Source organism: Ciceribacter sp. L1K22 (genome assembly GCF_017599385.1).
Lineage (GTDB): Bacteria > Pseudomonadota > Alphaproteobacteria > Rhizobiales > Rhizobiaceae > Allorhizobium.
The window spans coordinates 381,487-401,479 of sequence record NZ_JAGFPK010000001.1; the positions used below are offsets into that span (position 1 = coordinate 381,487).

A 19,993-nucleotide genomic window follows, 5' to 3' on the forward strand; every position below is an offset into this window, starting at 1 on the left:
CGGGCTTGCGTCAATTCCTCGACTTTGGTTTTGTCGCGCCAAACAGGAACGAAGACATGACGAGAAAAGCGGGCATTCTGGCCGACAGGGCGATCGGCGAACTGTTCGGGCACGGCCAGCTTCTGAGCGAAGCCATGCTCGATCACGACCAGATCCAACCGGCAAGCCTCGATCTCCGTCTCGGCTCCAAGGCGCTGCGCGTGCGCGCCAGCTTCATGCCCGGCCGTTCCAGCACGGTCGCCGACAAGCTGGAACGCCTGACGCTGCACGAGATCGACCTCGAAAACGGCGCGGTGCTCGAAACCGGCTGCGTCTACATCGTGCCGCTGATGGAAAGCCTCGACCTGCCCGGCGATATTTCGGCCTCGGCCAACCCGAAGAGCTCCACGGGGCGCCTCGACATCTTCACCCGCGTGATGGTCGACTATGCCCAGGAATTCGACAAGGTGCCGGCCGGCTACAAGGGTCCGCTCTACCTGGAGATCTCGCCGCGCACATTCCCGATCATTGTGCGCCGCGGCTCGCGGCTGTCGCAGATCCGCTTTCGCAAGGGTCATGCCCTGCTCGGCGAGCAGGAACTCGTCGACCTGCACGCCGCCGAGACGCTGGTGGCGGCCGATGCGCCGAACGTGTCGGGCGGCGGCATCGCCCTCTCGATCGACCTCAAGGGCTCTGGTCCCGAGGGGCTGATCGGCTATCGCGGCAAGCACCACACCTCGGTGATCGATGTCGACAAAAAGGCCGCCCATGACGTGCTCGACTTCTGGGAGCCGCTCTATTCGCGCGGCCGCGACGAGTTGATCCTCGATCCGGACGAGTTCTACATCCTCGTCTCCAACGAGGCGGTGCATGTGCCGCCGCTTTATGCCGCCGAGATGACGCCCTTCGATCCGCTGGTCGGCGAATTCCGCGTTCATTATGCCGGCTTCTTCGACCCCGGTTTCGGCCATGCGGGCGCCGGCGGCGCCGGCAGCCGGGCGGTGCTCGAAGTGCGCAGCCACGAGGTGCCCTTCATCCTCGAACACGGCCAGATCATCGGACGCCTCGTCTACGAACACATGCTGGAACCGCCCGAAGGCCTCTACGGCAGCGGCCTCGGCTCCAACTACCAGGCGCAGGGCCTGAAGCTCTCCAAGCATTTCCGCGCGCCCTGATTTGATCTTGAAGCGGGACCGTTGTTCCTGCTAGAGACAGAGCCGCAAGCGGGTGTAGCTCAATGGTAGAGCAGCAGCTTCCCAAGCTGAATACGAGGGTTCGATTCCCTTCACCCGCTCCAGCTGTCATTTAAGCATCTGCCTTTTGCCGCCTCCACAGCCTCGGCCACTTCAATTTTTGTGGGGGTTCGGTTGATGACGCCCCCTGCCCCATCACTACCGGCTTGTGCGGCGTCTTGGCCCAATGGAACGGTCGCCGGCGGAGTTCGTAGACGGCGCGCCAGGCGGCGGCGGCCATCATCATCCAGTAGAGCGGCACGGCGAGCCAGCGCCAGCCGATCAGCCGCTTCTCGTAGCCGATCATGGCAACAGCGCCGAGGCCAAGAAAGCAGGCATAGGCGCCGAGCACGTTGACGATGTCGACGGCGATCAGCCCGACTTGCAGGAGGCTCAGCGGCGGCCGTGGCGCGCCCAGCATGGCGAAGACGGAGCTTAGAACCGTGATCAGCATCACCGGATGCAGGAGCGCCGAGAGCAGCATGCCGCCGACCAGCAGGTGGAAGACGACATAGGCCAGGAGACCCATCTCGCGCCTTGCCCGTCCGCCGTCGCGCATCACCACCAGCCAGGTTTGCAGCCAACCCTTGAACCAGCGGGTCCGCTGGCGCATCCAGACGCCCATCTCCGTCGGCGCGTCCTCCAGCGTCTGGCGCCGCAACACGCCGCAGCGATAGCCGAGACGATAGAGCCTGAGGCCGAGATCGGCATCCTCGGTGACGTTGTAAGGGTCCCAGCCGCCGACCTCGCGCAGGATGCGGGTGCGAAAATGATTGGAGGTCCCGCCGAGCGGCAGCGGCATGCGCAGGCGCGCCAGCACCGGCAGCAGCCCCCGGAACAGGCCCGCATACTCGACCGCGAACAGCGCACTCACCCAGGAGGCTTGCGCGTTGCTGATGATCAGCGGCGCCTGCAGGCAGGCCACCTTGTCCGGCATATGGCGGAAGCGGTGGCAGGCCTCGCGCAATTGCAGCGGATGCGGCCGGTCTTCGGCATCGTAGACGGCGACATACTCGCCTCGCGCGGCGCCGAGGACATAGCTCAGCGCCTTCGGCTTGGTCCTCGGCCCGATCGGCGGCACCTCGACGATTTCGCAATGCGGGCCGGGCCGCAGCGCCCTCAGGGCATCGATCGTGTCCCGGTCGTCCGCCTCGCAGACGAGCTTGACGTCGAGACGGGATTTCGGCCAGTCGAGCCGGTCGAGCGCCTTCAGCAGTTGGGCCGCCACAGGGGCTTCGCGGTAGAGCGCGACGATCACCGTATAGACCGGCAGATCCTCGTCCGGCGTGTGCCTGTCGATCGGCAAAAGCTCGCGAATGGCATAGAGCAGCGCACCGCCGCGCAGGGCAAGAGCCGCCAGATAGAAGCTGGAGACGCTGGCATGCAGCGCCAGCAGCACCGGGCCGCCAAACAAAGCAAGTCCGAGCCCGGCGCCGGCGCTTGCCGCTCCCAGCACGAAGCCCTGCAGGCCGGTCATGACGATGCGGGCCGAGAAGCGCGGCTGCCGCTCGAACAGACTGGCGCTGACGTTGAGCGCCCGGCGTGTCTCGCCAGCCTTCCAGACGGCGGCACGCATCGCCGAGGGCGTCGTCACCACAAGGCTTTTCGACAATGTCGGCATCGCGGCGATGCTGTCGAGCAGGTTTTCCATCCGTCCCGCCTGGGGGATGATGGCAACCGAGGGGGCGCGGCGTCGATCGTAGACCCTCAGCATTGTCGGCCGCTGCAACAGGACGTCCATGCCTTCGACATCCATGACGGCTTCCGGGTCGAGCGCGTCGACGAAGGGAAGCCCAGCAAGCCGGGCGAGCGCCGCATAGTAGGCCTCCTCTCGGATCCAGCCGGTCGCGAGAAGTTCCTGCTCGATTGTCGTTCCGCGCCGCGCCGCATTGTCGGCGGCGGCCGCTATGGCCGGCTTGGAGAACCCGAGGCGTTTCAGGATGCGGCACTCGGCGCTGTCTTCCGGAAACTCCCCGACCTCCGGACCTGGAGCCAAAACCGCTCCAACCGTTCGCGTGGCGCCGACATAGGTACCCTGCTCGCGGAAACCGCGATATTCCCCAAATCGCACTTGTCTGCTAAAGCGTCGCCAGAACGGAAACGCCCCCCGGCCTCGATCAGGCGTAGGATAATGGTACAATCTGAAGTTACACCCCTCAAACACTGGGGGAGGTCTGTGCGGCGGCTGATGCTTGTGCTTTCATTTGCCCTGCCGATCACGCCGCAGGCCACACAAGCGGCGGATTCGCCGATGCCGCTGCTGTTCGACAAGCGCGAGCGCCTGCCGCGCCCCGACCTTTCAGCGGTGCTCCGGCTGCGCTTCCTGACCTCGACCGATTTCCCGCCATTCAACTTCGCCGACCAGACCGGGCGTCTGGCTGGTTTCCACGTCGACCTCGCCCGCGAGCTCTGCGCCGAGCTCGGGCTGGAGGCGAAGTGCCAGATCCAGGCCCTGCCCTATGGCGATCTCGCCAATGCGCTGGCCGAGGGCCAGGGAGAGGCCGTGATCGCCGGCGTTGCTCCGACGGAGGCGCTTCGCGCGCGCTTTTCGTTTTCGCGACCGTTCATGATGCTGCCGGCGCGTTTCGTCGTCAGCCGGCGGGCCACGCTGTCCGGCGAGGATGCCCGCGCGCTCTTCGGAAAGACGGTCGGCGTGGTCGGCGGCACCGCGCATGAGGCGATGTTGAAGGCCTATTTCCCGACGCTCAAGCCGAAGGCGTTCGAGGACCGGGCCGCGCTCTATTCCGCCTTGATCGAAGGCGATGTCGAGGCCGGCTTCGCCGATGCGCTGCAACTGAGCTTCTGGGCGAACGCCACCGCTTCGCAAAGCTGCTGCCGGCTGTTCGACGGTCCCTATTTTTCGCAGGACTTCCTGGGTGAAGGCTTGACGGTGATGGTCACGCGCTCGGATCCGCGGGTCGTCGAGGCGATCGACAGCGGTCTTGCGGCACTCTCACGCGACGGGCGCCTGCAGGAGATCTACCTTCGGTATTTTCCCTATGATCTCTATAGCCAGCCGGCGGGCGCGATCGCGCCCGGCAGTCAGGCCTTGCGGTAACGGGCGATCGCGCTGCGCTCCAGCGCGGCGCAGGTCAGCTTATCAAGCCCGAGCCGGTCGCGCAGAAGCTGCAACAACCGGATTTCCGCCTGGTTGACCGAGAGATCGACGGCGGCGACTTCCACCGCCACCGCATAGGCCGTATCGTAGAGGCGGGGCGGCAAAGCGTCGCGGATAATCTCGAGCGCGATGTCGAGGCCTTCCGGGCCGCCGAGGATTTCGGCGCAGCGCTGCGACACGAGGATCAGGTTTTCCTTGTCATAGCCTTCGAAGACCGGGAGCACGTCGATCAGTTGGCCGATGCGCAGCAGTTCGCGATCGGGCATGGCGCTGTCGACCGCCGAAATCATCACCATGGCGAAGATCAGCGCGTCGTGGTGGGTGAACTGTTCCTTCATCTCATTCTCGTCCTTGCCTGTCCTGCCTGCGCTCCAACCTGCCTGAGGCACGGGCGCGTTTTCGGGCGGCACACTATCGGAAGTCCGCCGCGATGCAAGCCATCGCGGCGGGTCCGGCCGATCACGGCTGTGAGCCGGCCACGCGCGGATCGCTACCCCACAGCCCCTTCGTCGATGCCTTCGCCGCCTCGCCCGCCGCTTCGAGGCCGGAGCCGGATATCGGCTTCGCCCAGCCGTTTTCCGCCAGCCACAGGCCGATATCGGCATTGCCGACACGACAGGTGGTGAGCATCTCGGCGCCATCCCCTTCGGTGCCGTTGTCACAGGCGATCGTGCGGTTTCGCACCAGCATGCGCTGGCGCGTCAGCGCCACCATGCCGCAGGGCCAGCTTCCACCGCGGGGCGCATCGCAGACCGTCGACGGGGCGAGCGGTTCCAGGCCGCGCAAGCGCACGATCCGGTCGCCGCTGCGAAACAGCCCGACCTCCAGGCTGACGGGACGGGGCAGGAGCACCACGGCAACGCGGGCGGTCGGCTTCGGCTCCGGCTGGCGGGAGGCAATGCGTTCGAGCGCGGTCGCGCCTTCGGCAAAGGGTGCGGCGAACCGCGCCGGGTCGATCGGTCGGGCGTTGCGCGTCTCGATGACAGCAGCGGCTGCGGCCGGGGCCGGCGTTTCATCCGCCGGAGCCGGCGCGGACGGCCGGTCCCGCAAACGCTCGCCCGCTCCCACCATCAACACTGCCATCACCAGAACGCCCGCAAGTCCGACGCCGACCGTGCCGAGCAAACGCATAGGGCGAAATTCCTATTGGCTCGCCCAGACGATCCGGGCCATCCATTCGACGTCCTTGAGGTCGAACTGGCGGTTCGGGTGCTCGGGGTTCAGCGACAGAAGTTCGATCGAGCGGGGCGTCTGGCGAGCCAGCACCTTTGCCATCACCTCTCCGTCACGGGTCTTGACGACGACGCGATCGCCGCGCCGCACCTGGGCGCCCGGCTGGACGATCAACACGTCGCCGTCTCGGTAAAGCGGCAGCATACTGTCGCCCTGGATCTCGAGCGCATAGGCGCCTGCGGCCTCGCCCGGCGAAGCCGGAAACTCGACGACATCCCAGCCCTGACCGACGGGAAAGCCGCCATCGTCGAAAAAGCCACCGGCGCCGGCCTGGGCAAAGCCGAGCAGCGGTATCGCGTCCGACCGCCGGCCGCCATCGGCACCCGGTGACAGCGAGATGCCGCCGCGCACGAAGGACATGAACTGGTCGAGGCTCGCCCCGGTCGCCTCCAGCACCTTGGCGATCGATTCCGTCGAGGGCCAGCGCATCCGTCCGTCGGGACCGACGCGCTTGGACTTGTTGAACGACGTCGGATCGAGGCCGGCACGGCGCGCAAGCCCCGATGGCGAGAGATCATGACTCTCCGCCAGCCGGTCTATGGCTTTCCAGATATTGTCGTGCGACAGCATGGCAGAACCCGAACGAGGCGGCCGGAAGGCCCGGCCCGTCAGGCAAATCTAGCCGAGACGATGAGCGGAGTAAAGGAATAAAATCCTCTTTCCCCGGCCCGTCAGGCCACCATCGCCATGTTGATCTTGCCGAGCTGGATAACGGCCTGGGTGCGGCTGTCGACCTTGAGCTTCAGCAGGATCGCCGAGACGTGGGCCTTGATCGTCGCTTCCGAGACGCCGAGCTCGTAGGCGATCTGCTTGTTCAGCAGCCCCTCGCCCAGCATCCCCAGAACGCGGCTCTGCTGCGGCGTCAGGGTGCGCAAGCGGTTGATCAGGTCGGTGACGTCGGAATCGGGTTCGGGCCCGTCCTGATAGCTTTCCGGCGTCCAGATGTCGCCTTCGAGGACGGACTGGATCGCGGCGCGGATTTCATCGATGCCGGAGGACTTCGAGATGAAGCCCGAAGCACCGAGTTCCAGCGCGCGGCGGATGGTGGCAGGGTCGTCGGTCGCCGAGACGATGACGATCGGCAGGCTGGAGAATTCGGCCCGGAGCGACATCAGGCCGGAGAAGCCGCTGACGCCAGGCATCGCCAGATCGAGCAGCATCAGGTCGGCGTCGCCATGGTCGGTGGCGGCGCGGCGGGCAGCATCGAAGTCTCCCGCCTCGATGATTTCCTGCGTGCCATCCATGCCCGTCACGGCCTGCCGAAGCGCGCCGCGAAACAACGGATGATCGTCTGCGATGATGATTTTGATCGCTGTCATGCCAGAGCCCCCTCCCAAGAGCGAAGTCTTCCGAGCCGCGCAAGCGGACACGCCGACATTTATCCATATCGAACCTTATATACAATAGTCTAGGGTCGCGCGAAACGGGCATTTGAAGGGTCGTCAACCGACGGAAGATGAGACTGCGTCGCAAAGAGCGGCTCCGTATCGTCACCGATCCTTCATCGGTTCTTCACGTCCCTGTCACGCGAAGCGGCTATCCGGCGGTCGACCGAGACCTCCCGGAGTGCCGACCATGCGCCTCACCCCGCCGATCCTCGCCCTTCTCCTGACACTCGTTCCCTCGCTTGCCGGAACGACCGCTCCGGTCCTTTCCGAAGACGGCGGCATCGCCCGAATGATCGCCGAACGACTTGGCGACGCCAACGGCTTTCGCGACCACGTGATGGTGGTGGCGCACCGGGCCGGCTGGAAGATCGGCGATCGTCCGGTCCGGGCGGAGAATTCCCGCGCGGCGATCCTGCATGCAGCAGAGATCGGTGTCGACATGGTGGAACTCGACGTGCGGCGGTCATCGGACGGCGTGCTCGTCGTCATGCACGACGCAACGCTGGACCGGACCACCACCTGTCAAGGCGAGGTCGCGCGGTACAGCCTCGCGGCGCTGCGCGGCTGCCATCTCGTCGTCGAGGGATCGCAAGAGGTGACGGCGGAGACCGTGCCGACGCTTGCCGAGATGCTGGCTGTGGCGCGGGGACGCATTCTCGTCAACATCGACAACAAGCTCGAACCGGAGGACTTGCCTGAAATCGCCCAGGTTGCACGCGGTCTTTCCATGACCGACGGCGTGCTTTTGAAAATGGCGGTCTGGGACGAGGAGCGGCTGCGGCGGGCGATCGCGGTCCGGACCAGGATCGGCAACGGCCTCGCCTTCATGCCGATCTTCGCCGACGACGCGGTCAATGACCCCGCCTTCATCGAGCGCGTCAACCGCCATCTTCTGGCGCCGGCGGCGGAAATGGTCGTGTGGCACAAGAATCCGGCGCAGGCGATCACGCCAGACGGCGGGGCACTGTTTTCACGGCAGGCCCAGGCCGTGGCGATCCGCACGAATGCGCATCTCTGGATCAATACCTATCCGATCACCGACCGGCCTGAGGGCATGGTCGCGGGCGGGCGCGGCGATGGTCTCGCCTGGCGCGAGAACCGGCAGGACGAGGTCTACCGCTTCTGGGTGGAGCGCGGCGCGACGATCATCCAGACCGACGAGCCGGAGGCGCTGATCGACTGGCTTGAGGCCAATGCGCTGCGCCGGCCCTACACCTTGACGAACTGAGCCAAGCGCAAGCCTGCAGCGGACATCCGCGAGGGTCGCTTACGCGCCGCCAGCCTCACCGAAGTAAAAATCCGGAATACACGGCGACGTTGTTTCCAATTTTACTCAACTTTACTTTGGCTTTCGCGAAAATCCAAACAAAAAGTTAATGAGCGATTTCTAACGTTAAAGCTCTCTTAAGGAGTGATGCCTATATTTGGTACGCATAAAGGAGATGAATCATGCGTACCACCCTTATGCCCCTATACGGAGCGGCCATGATGCTGCTCTCCGCGACAGTCGCCAGCGCCGAACCGCCGATGCCCGATGTGAAGGGTCTCGTGACGCCGGAACTGGTGAAGACCATGCGCGAGTTTATCGAGACCGATATCGTGCGGATGTCGGTCCAGGCCCAGAACGACCGGCTGACGAAGCTCGACCAGGCTGCGATCGACAAGCTCGACGAGCAGTGGAAGAAGGAACGCGAAGACGCCGACAAGCCGCTGATCGCAGCGACGCTGTCCAATCCGCTGTCCGTCTATCTCGCCCGCATGCAGGGCCGCTCGCTCGGTCTTTATGCCGAAATCTTCGTGATGGACCAGAACGGCCTGAACGTCGGACAGAGCTCGATCACCAGCGACTTCTGGCAGGGTGACGAAGGCAAGTTCCAGAACACCTTCGACGTCGGCAAGGATGCCCTTTTCGTCGACGAGCCGGAATGGGACGAGGACAACAAGATCTGGCGTAACCAGGTGAGCTTTACGCTCAACGATGCGTCCGGAGCCAAGCAGATCGGCGCGGTGACGGTGGAACTCAACCTCACCGAACTCGAGCGCCGCGCCCAGGCGGGCTCCTGATACCAACCGGCGGCGCTGCCCCGGCGGGGGATGACGGCGCCGCTTAAAAGCGCAACCGGCGGGGACAGAGGCGGACGGCCGCGCTCGCAGACTACATAACCGAGGTTCATCATGCTGAAGAACATATCCGTCAGCGCAAAGGGTTTCGCCGCATTCGGCATATTGGCTGTCATCGCCATCGTCGCCTGCGCATTCATCTATACCCGTGCAACGACTGCAACGCATCTCGTGCAGAACGACATGAAGATCAACGAAGTCGTGGAAGGCACGGCGGCGTTCAACGAGACCGTGACGGCGACCAACCTGGCCATCAAGTCCTTCCTGCTGACCGGCAACCGGGACTACATGGCGCAGTACGACAGCCTTCAGGCCGAACTCGACCAGCAGATGACGAAGCTGGAAGCTCTTTATGGCGAAACGGCGCCGCAGAACGTTGCGACCTTCAAGGAAGCTGAAACTACTCTCAATCAGTGGCGCAACGACGTCATTGCCAAGCAGGTCCTGCTGATGCGCGACCCGATGACGGTGGAAACCGCCCGCGCCATCGAGGCGACCGGCGCCGGCGCGAAGCTGATGGACTCCTTCAAGGAGAAACTGACTGTCATCGATGCCGACATGAGCAAGATCGCCGCAGAGGCGCTTGTCCACGAAATGGCCGCGCTCGAATCGGTCGAGACGATCAGCCTTGCCGCATCGATTGTCGTCGCCATTGTCGCTGCCGTGATGGGCTTCCTCAACTTCCGCCTCGTCTCGCAACCGCTTGGACACCTGTCCGGCATCATGTCGCGGCTCGCCAATGGCGATCTCGACGTGCATGTCGAAAAGGGCGGCAAGGACGAAATCGGCCAGATGGCCGAAACGCTCAGCGTCTTCCGCGAGGCAGCGATCGCCAACAAGCGCCTCGAAACCGAGGCGGAAGAGAATCGCAAGCAGGCCGAGGCCGACCGCATCGCCGCGCAGGAGCGGGCAGAGGCGGAAGCCGCCGAACGTCTTCGCGTGGCGACCTCCGGTCTGGCTGGCGGCCTGAAGCGGCTTGCCGCCGGCGACCTGTCGTTCCAGCTGACCGAACCGTTTGCGCCCGACTTCGAGGCCCTGCGTCACGACTTCAACCAGTCGATCATGCAGCTCGGCACGGCCATGTCGGCGATCGCCAACTCGATCTCCACCATGGAAAGCGGTACCCGCGAAATCGCCTCCGGCTCCGACGACCTGTCGCGCCGCACCGAACAGCAGGCCGCCTCGCTTGAGGAAACCGCGGCCGCCGTGGAGGAAATCACCTCGAACGTCGCCAACTCCACCAAGCGCACGGAAGAGGCCCGCAGCGTCGCTTCGCAGGCCAACTCGTCCGCGACCCAGTCGTCGGAAGTCGTTGCCCGCGCCGAAGAGGCGATGCGCAAGATCGAGGGCAGCTCGCAGCAGATCTCCAACATCATCGGCGTCATCGACGAGATCGCCTTCCAGACCAACCTCCTGGCGCTCAACGCCGGCGTGGAAGCGGCACGCGCCGGGGAAGCCGGCAAGGGCTTCGCCGTCGTCGCCCAGGAAGTCCGCGAACTGGCACAGCGCTCGGCAAACGCCGCGAAGGAGATCAAACAGCTCATCCAGAATTCCAGCGCCGAGGTTTCCTCGGGCGTGGATCTGGTGCGCAAGGCAAGCGAAGCGCTCCGGACCATTGGCGGCTTCATCGGCGAGATGAACACGCACATGGACGCGATCGCCATCTCGGCCCGCGAACAGTCGACCGGTCTCACCGAAGTCAACCATGCGGTCAACGCCATGGACCAGACGACCCAGCAGAACGCGGCGATGGTGGAACAGTCGAACGCCGCCTCGGCCGCACTTGCCGCCGAAGCCGCCAAGCTTCGCCAGCTCGTCGTGCAGTTCAAGCTGGACGCCTCGATGGCCTCCAACCCCGCCGCCGCGCTTCGCGCCACAGCCCAGGCGATGGCCGAGCCGAGCCGCAGCACCCGTCCGGCGGCCTCCCGTCCGATGCCGATGTCGCACGGCAATGCCGCTGTCTCCCAAAAGGATTGGGAAGAGTTCTGATCCCTCCCCGGAACCTCTCCCGCAGCAGAAAGCCCGCCCCCTCCGGCGGGCTTTCGCGTTTCCGGCGCAAGGGCGAGCTCAGCTCTTCATCAGGCGCGGCGGCGGAACGCCAGGGGCGACTGCCCAACAATATTCTTGAATGCCCGGCCGAACTGGCTGACACCGTTGAAACCACACGCGATCGCGATCTCGGCGATCGACAGGTGGCTCTCGGCCAGCAGGTGGCACGCTTTTTCCGTTCTTAGGCGTGTCAGATACTGATAGGGCGGCTCTCCATATGTCGCCTTGAAGGCGCGTGAGAAGTGGTAGCGACTCAAGCCGCAGACAACGGCAAGCTCGTCGAGCCCGATATCGCCAGACAGATGTTCCTGCAGATAGTCGTTCAGCAATCGCTTCTGGCCATTTGTGAGCTGGCCGCGGCCATGGACATCCGGCAATTGCGGCACGGCGGTCATCGTCCGGAACATCTCAAGTGCAGCCGCAAGACCCAGTGTTTCGGCATAGACTTTCGAGACATGTTCGCCCTGCTCGCCCAACAGCTGGCCAAGCTTGCGCATTGTCGACCCGAGTTCGTCATCCTTGAAATAGATCCGAGGCCGGGCTTCAGCGACGCGAAATTCGGCCTGTAACTCCTCCTCCATCACGTCCGTATTAAAGTAGACGACAGTGAAGGCATTCAGCCTATGGGCCGGCTTCGCCCAACCTTCCAGTGTGACTCCGGACGGGACGTACGTCATCTGCTCGCGAAGGTCTCCGCCGGCGACGGGCGCTTCGCCTAGAACCTCCATTTCGCCATCCAGGAGCACGAGGTCATGATAGGCGAGGTAGTGGCTGTGGCCTTGCCATGAGAAGTCGTATTCGGCCGGCAGCTTGAGCCGTGAATACTCCACGGACACGCCCCGCAAGCTTCGCGCGGCATGACGTTCCAGTGGCTCCGCATCCCGCCCAAATTCGAGTCTGAGTTCCTCGGTATCTTCCATGGGTTGCTTTATGAATCGCTAACATTGCGTTGGGCTTACGTGGCCACCACCCCAGGCTCGACAGCAAAATGCGTCGACTTTGAGCAAAAACCGCTGTTTATCGTTTAAAGTTTACATCTTCTAAATTGTTGAATGCGACATTTGACCCATCGCGCGAGCAGGTGCCCGTAAGTGGGATCCCGGCGAACACCGCGTATCATTCTTAGGGGAACACCATGCTGGGATTTGGCAGCGATACAAAGGCCGTACTTGACGCCATGAGCAAGTCTCAGGCGATCATCGAGTTCAAGCTCGATGGTACGATTATCAGTGCGAACGAGAATTTCTGTCGGGCGCTTGGCTATCCGCTGTCCGAGATCGTCGGAAAGCATCACCGCATGTTCGTCGATCCGGCCGAGGCGGCAACGGCGGAGTATACGGAATTCTGGGCAAAGCTCGGGCGCGGCGAGTTCGACCGCAGGCAGTACAAGCGGATCACCAAGACCGGGGGCGAGATCTGGATCGAGGCCTCCTACAATCCCGTGTTCAGCGGCGGCAAGCCGTACAAGGTGGTGAAGTTCGCGACCGACATCACGGCGCAGAAGCTCAAAGCCGCCGAGGACGCCGGCAAGCTCGCGGCGATCTCCCGGGCACAGGCGGTCATCGAGTTCACGCCGAAGGGCGAGATCCAGACCGCCAACGAGAATTTCCTGAAGACGCTCGGCTACCAGCTCGGCGAAGTCCAGGGCAAGCACCACTCGATGTTCTGCGAACCGTCCTACGTCAACAGCGAGGACTATCGCACGTTCTGGGCGCGGCTGGCCGGCGGCGAGTTCTTCTCCGATGAATTCATGCGCATCGGCAAGGGCGGCAGGAAGGTCTTCATCCAGGCTTCCTACAACCCGATCTTCGACATGAACGGCAAGGTGTTCAAGGTCGTGAAGTTCGCGACCGACGTGACGCAGCGGGTGGAGAACGTCAACCAGCTCGGGCGGTCGCTCAACGCGCTGTCCGAGGGCGATCTGACGCAGGACGTGTCCAGCCCGTTCCTGCCCGCGCTCGACAAGCTGCGCGTCGATTTCAACAGTGCGGCGGCAAAGCTGCGCCAGACGCTGCACACGATTTCGCAGAATGCCGGCGTTATCGCGGCGGCTTCGCAACAGGTGCAGACTGCCTCCAACGAACTTGCCAAACGAACGGAGACCCAGGCCGCGTCGGTCGAGGAAACGGCGGCGGCGCTCGAAGAGATCACCACCACGGTTTCGGACTCCAGCAACCGGGCCCAGGAAGCTGGCAAGCTGGTGCGCGAGACCAAGGACAATGCGGAGCGCTCCGGCGACGTTGTCGGCCAGGCGGTGGACGCCATGGGCAAGATCGAGACCTCGGCCGGCGAGATCGGCAACATCATCGGCGTGATCGACGAGATCGCCTTCCAGACCAACCTCCTGGCGCTGAACGCAGGGGTGGAGGCTGCACGCGCGGGCGAGGCCGGCAAGGGTTTCGCCGTCGTCGCCCAGGAAGTGCGTGAACTGGCGCAGCGATCGGCCAAGGCTGCCAAGGAGATCAAGGAGCTGATCAACGCGTCCAACGGTCACGTGAAGAGCGGCGTGGCGCTGGTCGGCGAAACCGGCAAGGCGCTCCGGGAGATCGTCACCCAGGTGGTGCAGGTCAACGGCAATGTCGCCGCCATCGTCGAGGCGTCGCGCGAACAGGCGACGGGGCTGAAGGAGATCAACACAGCCGTCAACAGGATGGACCAGGGCACGCAGCAGAACGCCGCCATGGTGGAGGAAACCTCCGCAGCCGCCCACAGCCTGGCCCGCGAGGCCGAGCAGTTGTTCCAGCTGCTGTCGCAGTTCAACATCGGCACCGGCCCGGCGGCCTCCCGCGGCACGCCAAAGGCCGCGACCCCCGCCTCGAAGCCTGTCACCTCACCGGCGCGACAGATGACGGCGCGCGTCGCAACCGCATTCAACGGCAATGCGGCGTTGAAGGGTGATACCTGGGAAGAGTTCTGAGCGAGGCGTTGGAACAGCAATCGTCCAGGCCTGACACACACCGGCGTGGCAACTCTGCAAGCCACGCCGGAAACCGGGTGCAGTTCAGTTTTGGAGCGCCGTCCATGGCAATCATCCTGCCGTTCAAAGCGACAGATCAGGACCATCAGGAGACAGAGTCTTCGCAGTCCGCTGCTGTGCAAACAAGCTATCAGCAACGTCTGAAACACGCCCAGGCCGTCGAAAGCGCGCTCAGTGCCATCAGGGAATCTCTTCGGCAGGACGACTCGCAAGCCGGCACGTTGGGCAAGGTGGAATAATATCCCGCACGCCATCAGTCCCGCCGAACGATGCCTTTGCCATCGCCGGGGCGACACGGTCGGCGATCGATGCAGGGCACTCAACCTGCCCATCTCCCCCTTGCGGAGGAGACAGAGATTTCGATGACTTAGCCGTGGCGCAGCCACGGCTAAACATCTGAAATCGCACGGGAGGGGGATCGTTCCGAGGGCTTGACCCGAGGATCCAAAACCAAGCCCACCGGTGCACCCGCCCCCAAACGCTGAATGCGAATCCCGCCAATGCGGGTGTACACCCTCAGTCAGCTCACTCGTCCGCTGTCTATATTCTCACCAAGCCGAAAATTATCTCCCAACAAAATCAGCGCCTTAAAAGAAAATCCCTCCCACCCTCGAAAAAAATCTCACCGCTGCTTTCCCCCTTCTTTTCCACGCCCGTATCCTTGTTCCCGTTCCGTCGCGGATACACCACAAGGCGTTGTGGCGAGGCGGGGCCGGCCATTCGGCAAAGCCGAATGCGCTTGGCGCGGGGTGGAGCAGCCCGGTAGCTCGTCAGGCTCATAACCTGAAGGCCGCAGGTTCAAATCCTGCCCCCGCAACCAAACCAATCGATAATAATGAGACCCCTCCAACAAGACGGTGACCCGTGGTCGCCAGCAGAGACGGCAATCCGTCCTATTCCGGACGGTTTGACGCCGCCTGCGCAAGGAAGACGGTACTCCCGTTGCCGCAGGCGAGGCTCGCGACAAAAAAAGGTCCTACGTCGAGCTTCTTTCGTCTTGCGGGCATGAGGTCGCTACCTCTCAAAGCGCTTCCGAAGCCTTGTTGACGATAAACTTTCGTTTCCTCAGCTCGGCGAAATAGGCTTCAACGTCGAAATACGACTCCGGCGCCCAAACGCCGGGCTTCCGGGTGTTTGCAAGAATCAATTGGGCCGCAATCGACCCGTTCATTGATGTGCATGCGTCGACATAAGGGGCATACATTTCATCCGGGCGCACCACGACTTCGACGGTGATACGCACAGCTTGACCGTTTTTTCGCCCTCGGCCGACGGCGAAGTGTATCTCGTGGCTTTCCTGCTCGGGCAGCCTCTGCGCATTCTTCTTTATATTGCGGTTGATGACCTTGTTGAGCACATCGAGCGGTCGGACGTGCACACCGTTAACCTCGACCGCGTCGTCAAAGTCACCGAATCCGGCCTTTACCAGTCCGACCCAGGCCTCGTGCTCGCGATGCGGCAGATGCAGCTTCCAGGAGAATTCCTGAATGCCCTTGTCCTTTATGCCCTCTGCTAGCGGCACGGTGAGCTGCTCGGAATGGGGTGAGTGCATGAATTCGCAGCGCCCCCAGGGTTCAGGTAGATCGAGGTATTCCCGCCCGCTCATCGGTGGGCAGGTGACGTGTTTGCCGTCGTAGAATTGTGTGCTCGGATGGGCATACTCAGCCAGGACCGTCGAAACGCTGTAAGGCGGGACGAGGATCGGGTTTTCATCGCCGACAAGCTCAGCGGCCCAGTAGAGATTGATCGCGTCGATCTCGTCCAGTTCGTCGGCAACTGCCCGGCAGATGACGTTTGACATGCCGGGATCGGCGCCTGCGCCAATGACGGCCGTCACCCCGGCAGCCTTGAACCGCTCGTGCTCGGCCAGTTGTTTGACGGTATAGGTGCCTAGGCCCCCGAGGTCGACATAGGCGACCTTCTCCTTGAGGGCTGCTTCGAAGATGGCCATCTGGAAGCCGAGCAGAGTCGGTACGCAATTGATGCAGATATCGGCTCCCGAGACGGCGCAACGCAGCGAACCCTCGTCACTGGCATTGAGCTCTACCAATTGGATGCGCCGATCCGCGAGTTCGGTTGCCAGCTCCGTCATCCGGACGCGATCAGCGTCACAGATGCGAATCGCCGAGATGTCGATGATGGTACGATCGGAAACAAGGTCGCGGACGATACCGGCGCCCATGAGGCCGGCTCCACCGAGAATCGAGATTATCATTTTTTGTGTCCTGACTTGATTGGAAGGGAAACTCGGAAGCCTCAGACGTGCTTGCGGCCGCCGGCCTCGTAGAACCAGTCGTCGGGGTAGGGATACCACCACCCCTGCCTTTCCGGCTTGTGATCGATGATCACCATCTTCGACCGACGGAACGTGTCGAGCCCGAGGCGTGAAAGTTCGCGACCGATACCCGATTTCTTCCAGCCCCCGAACGGCAGCGCGTCGTTGTCGATCATCGGATTGTTGACCCACACCATGCCGGCTTCAAGCCGATCCGCTGCCTCGAGCGCCTCTTCCAGCGAAGTGGTAAAGACCGAGGCTCCGAGGCCAAATTCGCTGTCGTTCGCCAACGTGACGGCTTGGTCGAAATCGGCGACGCGGCAGACTGCGGCAACAGGCCCAAAACATTCCTCTCGCATGATCGCCATCTCGGGCGTGCAGCCGGTCAGAATTGTCGGTTCATAGAACCATCCGACAGGTTCAGACGAAGGAATTCGTCCGCCAATCTCGACTTTGGCACCTTTCGCGATAGCGTCCTCAACAAGCCGGATCACCTTAGCCCTTGCGGCTTCGGAAACGACCGGACCGATCTCGGCTTTGGAGAGCCCGTTCCCAATGCGAAGTCTCCTCGTTTCGGCGACGAACTTTTCGATGAACGCGTCGTGCACCGAATCAACGACGAAGAAGCGCTCGGCGGATGTGCACACCTGCCCTGACATATGAAACGCTGCTGTGACGGCGCCAGCGGCCGCGATGTCGAGGGGCGCGTTCGCCGTGATGATCATCGGGTCTGAGCCGCCCGCCTCTATGACCGCGGGCTTCATCTCGCCGGCAGCGGCCATGGCGACCGCCTTGCCGGCCGAAACCGAACCGGTGAACGCGATGGCGTGGGTCTTTGGCGAATGGATGAGGCTCTGCGCCACGTTTGCGCCGCCGGGAAGGCAGGCGATCAAGCCTTCGGGCAGGTCGGCAAAAACCTCCATGAAAATTAGCGTCGAAAGCGTCGTGGCCAGTGCCGGCTTGATGATGCAGCCGTTTCCAGACGCAAGCGAGGCCGCAACCGTCCAGCACATGAGCAGGATCGGGAAGTTGAAGGGCATGATGTGAACGGAGACGCCCAAAGGTTCGTAGCGGGCATATTGGAACGAGCCGACTTGTGTCGTTCCCGCGACCTTGCCGCCGTCATCGCGCGCCATCTCGGCGAAATAGCGAAAGGCACCGGCACAATTGGCCACTTCGCCGATCGCTTCCGGATAGGGTTTGCCCATCTCGCGCGACATCGTCTCGGCACAAAACCGCATATCGGTAGCCTCGATGCGGTTTGCGATTCTATGAAGGGCTGTCGCCCTGCTTTTCGCATCGAGCTTTGCCCACGCCTTTTGCGCTACACCGACTATCTCCAGAACCGAAGCGATCTCCGCATCGGTGGTTTCAGCGAGCATGCCGACCTTATGAAGTGTGGCGGGATCGATGACCTCGACACGTTTCCCGGTGCTGGCCTTGTAGGTTGCGCCCGCGAAGTAGGCGGGCTTGCTGAGGTCAAATTCAGTCATGCAGTTCTTGCTTTCTCATAATTGTCGGAGACGGTCGGAATTGCCGGCTTGTGACTGGCCCAGTAGGGCAGCCGACTTTCCATCAACTCGCGAATATCATCGAGCCGGGCTTCATCGAGAGCCTTGCTCAGCTGGCGCTGGACCCGTGGAATGAAGTCGAGGTAGCCATGCTTTCCGTCCCGTTTTGAAAGGCGCTCGAAATTACCAAGGATCTTCGTGTGTCGATGGGCCGCGAGAAGCCAATACTTGGCCATGAACGACGCCCTGTCGAGCTTGGGGCGCGCCCTGAGATAGCGTTCCACGAGGTGTTGCTCGAGACCTGGCGAGAGATCGCGTCGGGCATCCTGGGTAAGCGACACCAGATCATAGGCGGCAGAGCCCAAAACGGCATCTTGGAAATCGAGAAGGCCGCACGCAGCGATGCCCGAACGACCTTCGACCACCATCAGGTTATCAACGTGGAAATCGCGTAACACGAGTGTATCGCGGCAGCGGGCGGCATCCCCCAGAACGCGGCCCCATTCGGCGAGAAATGCTTCCTCGAACGCGGTCGCGTCGAGCATCGGCTCGCATTGCGGAACATACCATTTGGTGAACATCTCCAGTTCTTCGAACAGCGCGGCGGTATCATATGCCGGGACGTCCGAAGGCCTTTGGCTTCCGTGATCGTGCAAGTGGACGAGCGCATCGACGGCAAGCTCGTAAAGTTCTTGCTCCGATCGCCCCTCTTGCAACAGTCGCGTGAAGGTCTGCGACCCAAAATCCTCTACCAAAGCTAAACCTGCGGCAAAATCGACCGCATGGATTCGGGGCGCGGACAGCCCCAACCCGTTGAGGTGGCTGCTTATCGCCACGAACGACAACAAATCCCGGGCGTTCGGTGTCTCTTCCATTAGGAGAACGCCCCTGTTCGGGAGCCTGTAGTAGCGTCGTGCCGAAGCATCGCCGGCAAGAGGGACGGCCTCAGCTGGTTCGTAGCCCTCGGCGGAAAGAAATGCGACGCGACGATGCGCTGCTTCGGACAACATGGTACGCCTCGTGATATGGATCCGTCGATCAACGGATCATGTAGACCTTCTTGATCGTCTCATGGACTGTGCAAACACCCTTCCAGTCCTTCGGGAAGAAGGCGGCAGTATCTGGGGTGATCTCGATTACCTCCCCGGACTCGTGCACATAGGTGCTTCGTCCTTCGAGGAAATGGCAGAATTCGTCCCGAGTGACGTGGCATTCCCACTTGCCAGGCGTGCAGATCCAAAGCCCGCATTCGCTCTCGCCGTTCGGCCCTTTGTGGATCAGTTTGCCCGACACGTGGCTGACCCCCTCGATCATCGTGGGAATCGTACCCCAGTCGACCAGATCGGCCTGTTCGAGAGGTTTGCGCATGAGGGGAGCAGTCGTTGTCATGAGTGTTTCCTGTAGTTTTCAGCGGCACATGAAGGCCTTGGAAAGAGTCTTGGTGATGATGGAGCGACCGCTCCATCCCTTGGCGAAAAAGATGACCGAGCCTTTCTTCACGGGGATGACTTCCCCATCGTCACGGACATAAGAACCTTCGCCGTCCAGAAAGAAGCAGAACTCATCATTTGCGAACGTCACTGTCCGTTCGCCGGGTGTGCAGGACCAGATGCCGCATTCGCTCGATCCATCCTCTTTGACGGACAGAATCTTGCCACTCATGCGTGGGGACCCGGCGATCGCTGACTTGCTTTCGCCCCAGTCTTCCATTTCGACGATCCCGTGATCGGTCCAGTGGGTGTCGACATCGCGCCGTCTCCTAGGCCAGCATGTAGATGTTGCGCATCGTCTCGATCACGTTGCATTCGCCCGCCCAGCCGGCCGGGAACATGACCGCCGTTCCGGGTCCAATTTCGATCACTTCGCCTCTATCGGACGTATAGATAGCCCTGCCGGCAACGAAGTGGCAGAATTCGTCTCTTGGGATAGAAAGCCGCCAGCGCCCGGGTGTGCAGACCCATATACCGGTTTCGGGCTGGTTGTTCGGTCCCTTGAACAGAAGCCGGCCGGAGGACCTGGAGACGCCCTCGACTGCATCGGACTGCACGCCCCAATCGACAAGGTCATCGAAGGTGGTGGCGCCATGGATATGCGGCGCCGTCGATGTCAG

19 protein-coding genes and 2 tRNA genes are annotated in these 19,993 nt (G+C 62.7%); 9 read left to right on the forward strand and 12 right to left on the reverse strand.

Annotated elements, in window-relative coordinates:
• Positions 1-56: 56 nt before the first annotated feature.
• Complete coding sequence (locus tag J5J09_RS01745; protein ID WP_208547995.1) at positions 57-1,154, forward strand: 2'-deoxycytidine 5'-triphosphate deaminase; 1,098 nt, start codon at positions 57-59, stop codon at positions 1,152-1,154.
• A gap of 48 nt (positions 1,155-1,202) precedes the next feature.
• Positions 1,203-1,276 (forward strand) — tRNA-Gly (locus J5J09_RS01750).
• Between the two features lie 8 nt (positions 1,277-1,284).
• On the opposite strand, the gene J5J09_RS01755 is transcribed toward J5J09_RS01750, so the two are convergent.
• Positions 1,285-3,282, reverse strand: coding sequence for a glycosyltransferase family 2 protein (locus J5J09_RS01755; protein ID WP_348646403.1), 1,998 nt, complete (start codon positions 3,280-3,282; stop codon positions 1,285-1,287).
• 180 nt (positions 3,283-3,462) lie between these two features.
• Between J5J09_RS01755 and J5J09_RS01760 the strand changes: the two genes are divergently transcribed.
• Positions 3,463-4,269 carry a transporter substrate-binding domain-containing protein gene (locus tag J5J09_RS01760; protein ID WP_246745886.1) on the forward strand — a complete coding sequence of 269 codons (807 nt, stop codon included), beginning with the start codon at positions 3,463-3,465 and terminating at the stop codon, positions 4,267-4,269.
• On the opposite strand, the gene J5J09_RS01765 is transcribed toward J5J09_RS01760, so the two are convergent.
• From J5J09_RS01765 to J5J09_RS01780, 4 genes are all read right to left on the reverse strand, one after another.
• Positions 4,254-4,667 (reverse strand): tellurite resistance TerB family protein, encoded by a 414-nt coding sequence (locus J5J09_RS01765; protein WP_208547997.1) that lies wholly within the window; start codon positions 4,665-4,667, stop codon positions 4,254-4,256. The genes J5J09_RS01760 and J5J09_RS01765 overlap by 16 nt on opposite strands.
• A 121-nt stretch (positions 4,668-4,788) precedes the next feature.
• Positions 4,789-5,460, reverse strand: coding sequence for a thermonuclease family protein (locus tag J5J09_RS01770; protein ID WP_208547998.1), 672 nt, complete (start codon positions 5,458-5,460; stop codon positions 4,789-4,791).
• Between the two features lie 12 nt (positions 5,461-5,472).
• Positions 5,473-6,132: a helix-turn-helix transcriptional regulator gene (locus J5J09_RS01775; RefSeq protein ID WP_208547999.1), complete on the reverse strand. Its 660-nt coding sequence runs from the start codon at positions 6,130-6,132 to the stop codon at positions 5,473-5,475.
• A 101-nt stretch (positions 6,133-6,233) separates the two neighbouring features.
• Entirely contained in the window at positions 6,234-6,881 is a 648-nt protein-coding gene (locus tag J5J09_RS01780) for a response regulator transcription factor (protein ID WP_208548000.1), read from the reverse strand.
• 256 nt (positions 6,882-7,137) lie between these two features.
• Between J5J09_RS01780 and J5J09_RS01785 the strand changes: the two genes are divergently transcribed.
• From J5J09_RS01785 to J5J09_RS01795, 3 genes are all read left to right on the forward strand, one after another.
• Positions 7,138-8,178, forward strand: a complete 1,041-nt coding sequence (locus J5J09_RS01785) for a glycerophosphodiester phosphodiesterase family protein (protein ID WP_208548001.1) — start codon at positions 7,138-7,140, stop codon at positions 8,176-8,178.
• Positions 8,179-8,399: 221 nt separating this feature from the next.
• Positions 8,400-9,014, forward strand: coding sequence for a hypothetical protein (locus J5J09_RS01790; RefSeq protein ID WP_246745769.1), 615 nt, complete (start codon positions 8,400-8,402; stop codon positions 9,012-9,014).
• A 111-nt stretch (positions 9,015-9,125) separates the two neighbouring features.
• Entirely contained in the window at positions 9,126-11,060 is a 1,935-nt protein-coding gene (locus J5J09_RS01795) for a methyl-accepting chemotaxis protein (protein WP_208548002.1), read from the forward strand.
• Between the two features lie 89 nt (positions 11,061-11,149).
• Here J5J09_RS01795 and J5J09_RS01800 read toward each other — a convergent pair whose 3' ends face one another.
• On the reverse strand, positions 11,150-12,040 hold the full coding sequence (locus tag J5J09_RS01800) for an AraC family transcriptional regulator (protein ID WP_208548003.1): 891 nt from the start codon (positions 12,038-12,040) through the stop codon (positions 11,150-11,152).
• Between the two features lie 215 nt (positions 12,041-12,255).
• Here J5J09_RS01800 and J5J09_RS01805 point away from each other — a divergent pair, with 215 nt between their 5' ends.
• From J5J09_RS01805 to J5J09_RS01815, 3 genes are all read left to right on the forward strand, one after another.
• Entirely contained in the window at positions 12,256-14,037 is a 1,782-nt protein-coding gene (locus J5J09_RS01805) for a PAS domain-containing methyl-accepting chemotaxis protein (RefSeq protein ID WP_208548004.1), read from the forward strand.
• Between the two features lie 104 nt (positions 14,038-14,141).
• Positions 14,142-14,336, forward strand: coding sequence for a hypothetical protein (locus tag J5J09_RS01810; RefSeq protein WP_208548005.1), 195 nt, complete (start codon positions 14,142-14,144; stop codon positions 14,334-14,336).
• Positions 14,337-14,840: 504 nt separating this feature from the next.
• Positions 14,841-14,917, forward strand: a tRNA-Met gene (locus tag J5J09_RS01815).
• A 201-nt stretch (positions 14,918-15,118) separates the two neighbouring features.
• Here the strand turns inward: J5J09_RS01815 and J5J09_RS01820 are convergent.
• From J5J09_RS01820 to J5J09_RS01845, 6 genes are all read right to left on the reverse strand, one after another.
• Positions 15,119-16,312 carry a saccharopine dehydrogenase NADP-binding domain-containing protein gene (locus tag J5J09_RS01820; protein WP_208548006.1) on the reverse strand — a complete coding sequence of 398 codons (1,194 nt, stop codon included), beginning with the start codon at positions 16,310-16,312 and terminating at the stop codon, positions 15,119-15,121.
• Between the two features lie 41 nt (positions 16,313-16,353).
• Positions 16,354-17,865: an aldehyde dehydrogenase family protein gene (locus J5J09_RS01825; protein WP_208548007.1), complete on the reverse strand. Its 1,512-nt coding sequence runs from the start codon at positions 17,863-17,865 to the stop codon at positions 16,354-16,356.
• The gene (locus J5J09_RS01830; RefSeq protein ID WP_208548008.1) at positions 17,862-18,893 is read right to left on the reverse strand and encodes a phosphotransferase; all 1,032 of its coding nucleotides are present in this window, start codon (positions 18,891-18,893) and stop codon (positions 17,862-17,864) included. Before J5J09_RS01830 ends, J5J09_RS01825 begins: the two co-directional genes overlap by 4 nt.
• A 28-nt stretch (positions 18,894-18,921) precedes the next feature.
• On the reverse strand, positions 18,922-19,272 hold the full coding sequence (locus J5J09_RS01835; protein ID WP_208548009.1) for a cupin domain-containing protein: 351 nt from the start codon (positions 19,270-19,272) through the stop codon (positions 18,922-18,924).
• Positions 19,273-19,290: 18 nt separating this feature from the next.
• Complete coding sequence (locus J5J09_RS01840; RefSeq protein ID WP_246745770.1) at positions 19,291-19,545, reverse strand: cupin domain-containing protein; 255 nt, start codon at positions 19,543-19,545, stop codon at positions 19,291-19,293.
• A 97-nt stretch (positions 19,546-19,642) separates the two neighbouring features.
• Positions 19,643-19,993 carry a cupin domain-containing protein gene (locus J5J09_RS01845; RefSeq protein ID WP_208552969.1) on the reverse strand — a complete coding sequence of 117 codons (351 nt, stop codon included), beginning with the start codon at positions 19,991-19,993 and terminating at the stop codon, positions 19,643-19,645.

Excerpts from the sequence above, each read along its gene's own strand:
- J5J09_RS01745 (WP_208547995.1), top strand. The coding sequence starts at position 57 with ATGACGAGAAAAGCGGGCATTCTGGCCGACAGGGCGATCGGCGAACTG.
- J5J09_RS01760 (WP_246745886.1), top strand. The coding sequence starts at position 3,463 with ATGCCGCTGCTGTTCGACAAGCGCGAGCGCCTGCCGCGCCCCGACCTT.
- J5J09_RS01765 (WP_208547997.1), bottom strand. The coding sequence starts at position 4,667 with ATGAAGGAACAGTTCACCCACCACGACGCGCTGATCTTCGCCATGGTG.
- J5J09_RS01770 (WP_208547998.1), bottom strand. The coding sequence starts at position 5,460 with ATGCGTTTGCTCGGCACGGTCGGCGTCGGACTTGCGGGCGTTCTGGTG.
- J5J09_RS01775 (WP_208547999.1), bottom strand. The coding sequence starts at position 6,132 with ATGCTGTCGCACGACAATATCTGGAAAGCCATAGACCGGCTGGCGGAG.
- J5J09_RS01780 (WP_208548000.1), bottom strand. The coding sequence starts at position 6,881 with ATGACAGCGATCAAAATCATCATCGCAGACGATCATCCGTTGTTTCGC.
- J5J09_RS01785 (WP_208548001.1), top strand. The coding sequence starts at position 7,138 with ATGCGCCTCACCCCGCCGATCCTCGCCCTTCTCCTGACACTCGTTCCC.
- J5J09_RS01790 (WP_246745769.1), top strand. The coding sequence starts at position 8,400 with ATGCGTACCACCCTTATGCCCCTATACGGAGCGGCCATGATGCTGCTC.
- J5J09_RS01795 (WP_208548002.1), top strand. The coding sequence starts at position 9,126 with ATGCTGAAGAACATATCCGTCAGCGCAAAGGGTTTCGCCGCATTCGGC.
- J5J09_RS01800 (WP_208548003.1), bottom strand. The coding sequence starts at position 12,040 with ATGGAAGATACCGAGGAACTCAGACTCGAATTTGGGCGGGATGCGGAG.
- J5J09_RS01805 (WP_208548004.1), top strand. The coding sequence starts at position 12,256 with ATGCTGGGATTTGGCAGCGATACAAAGGCCGTACTTGACGCCATGAGC.
- J5J09_RS01810 (WP_208548005.1), top strand. The coding sequence starts at position 14,142 with ATGGCAATCATCCTGCCGTTCAAAGCGACAGATCAGGACCATCAGGAG.
- J5J09_RS01820 (WP_208548006.1), bottom strand. The coding sequence starts at position 16,312 with ATGATAATCTCGATTCTCGGTGGAGCCGGCCTCATGGGCGCCGGTATC.
- J5J09_RS01825 (WP_208548007.1), bottom strand. The coding sequence starts at position 17,865 with ATGACTGAATTTGACCTCAGCAAGCCCGCCTACTTCGCGGGCGCAACC.
- J5J09_RS01830 (WP_208548008.1), bottom strand. The coding sequence starts at position 18,893 with ATGTTGTCCGAAGCAGCGCATCGTCGCGTCGCATTTCTTTCCGCCGAG.
- J5J09_RS01835 (WP_208548009.1), bottom strand. The coding sequence starts at position 19,272 with ATGACAACGACTGCTCCCCTCATGCGCAAACCTCTCGAACAGGCCGAT.
- J5J09_RS01840 (WP_246745770.1), bottom strand. The coding sequence starts at position 19,545 with ATGAGTGGCAAGATTCTGTCCGTCAAAGAGGATGGATCGAGCGAATGC.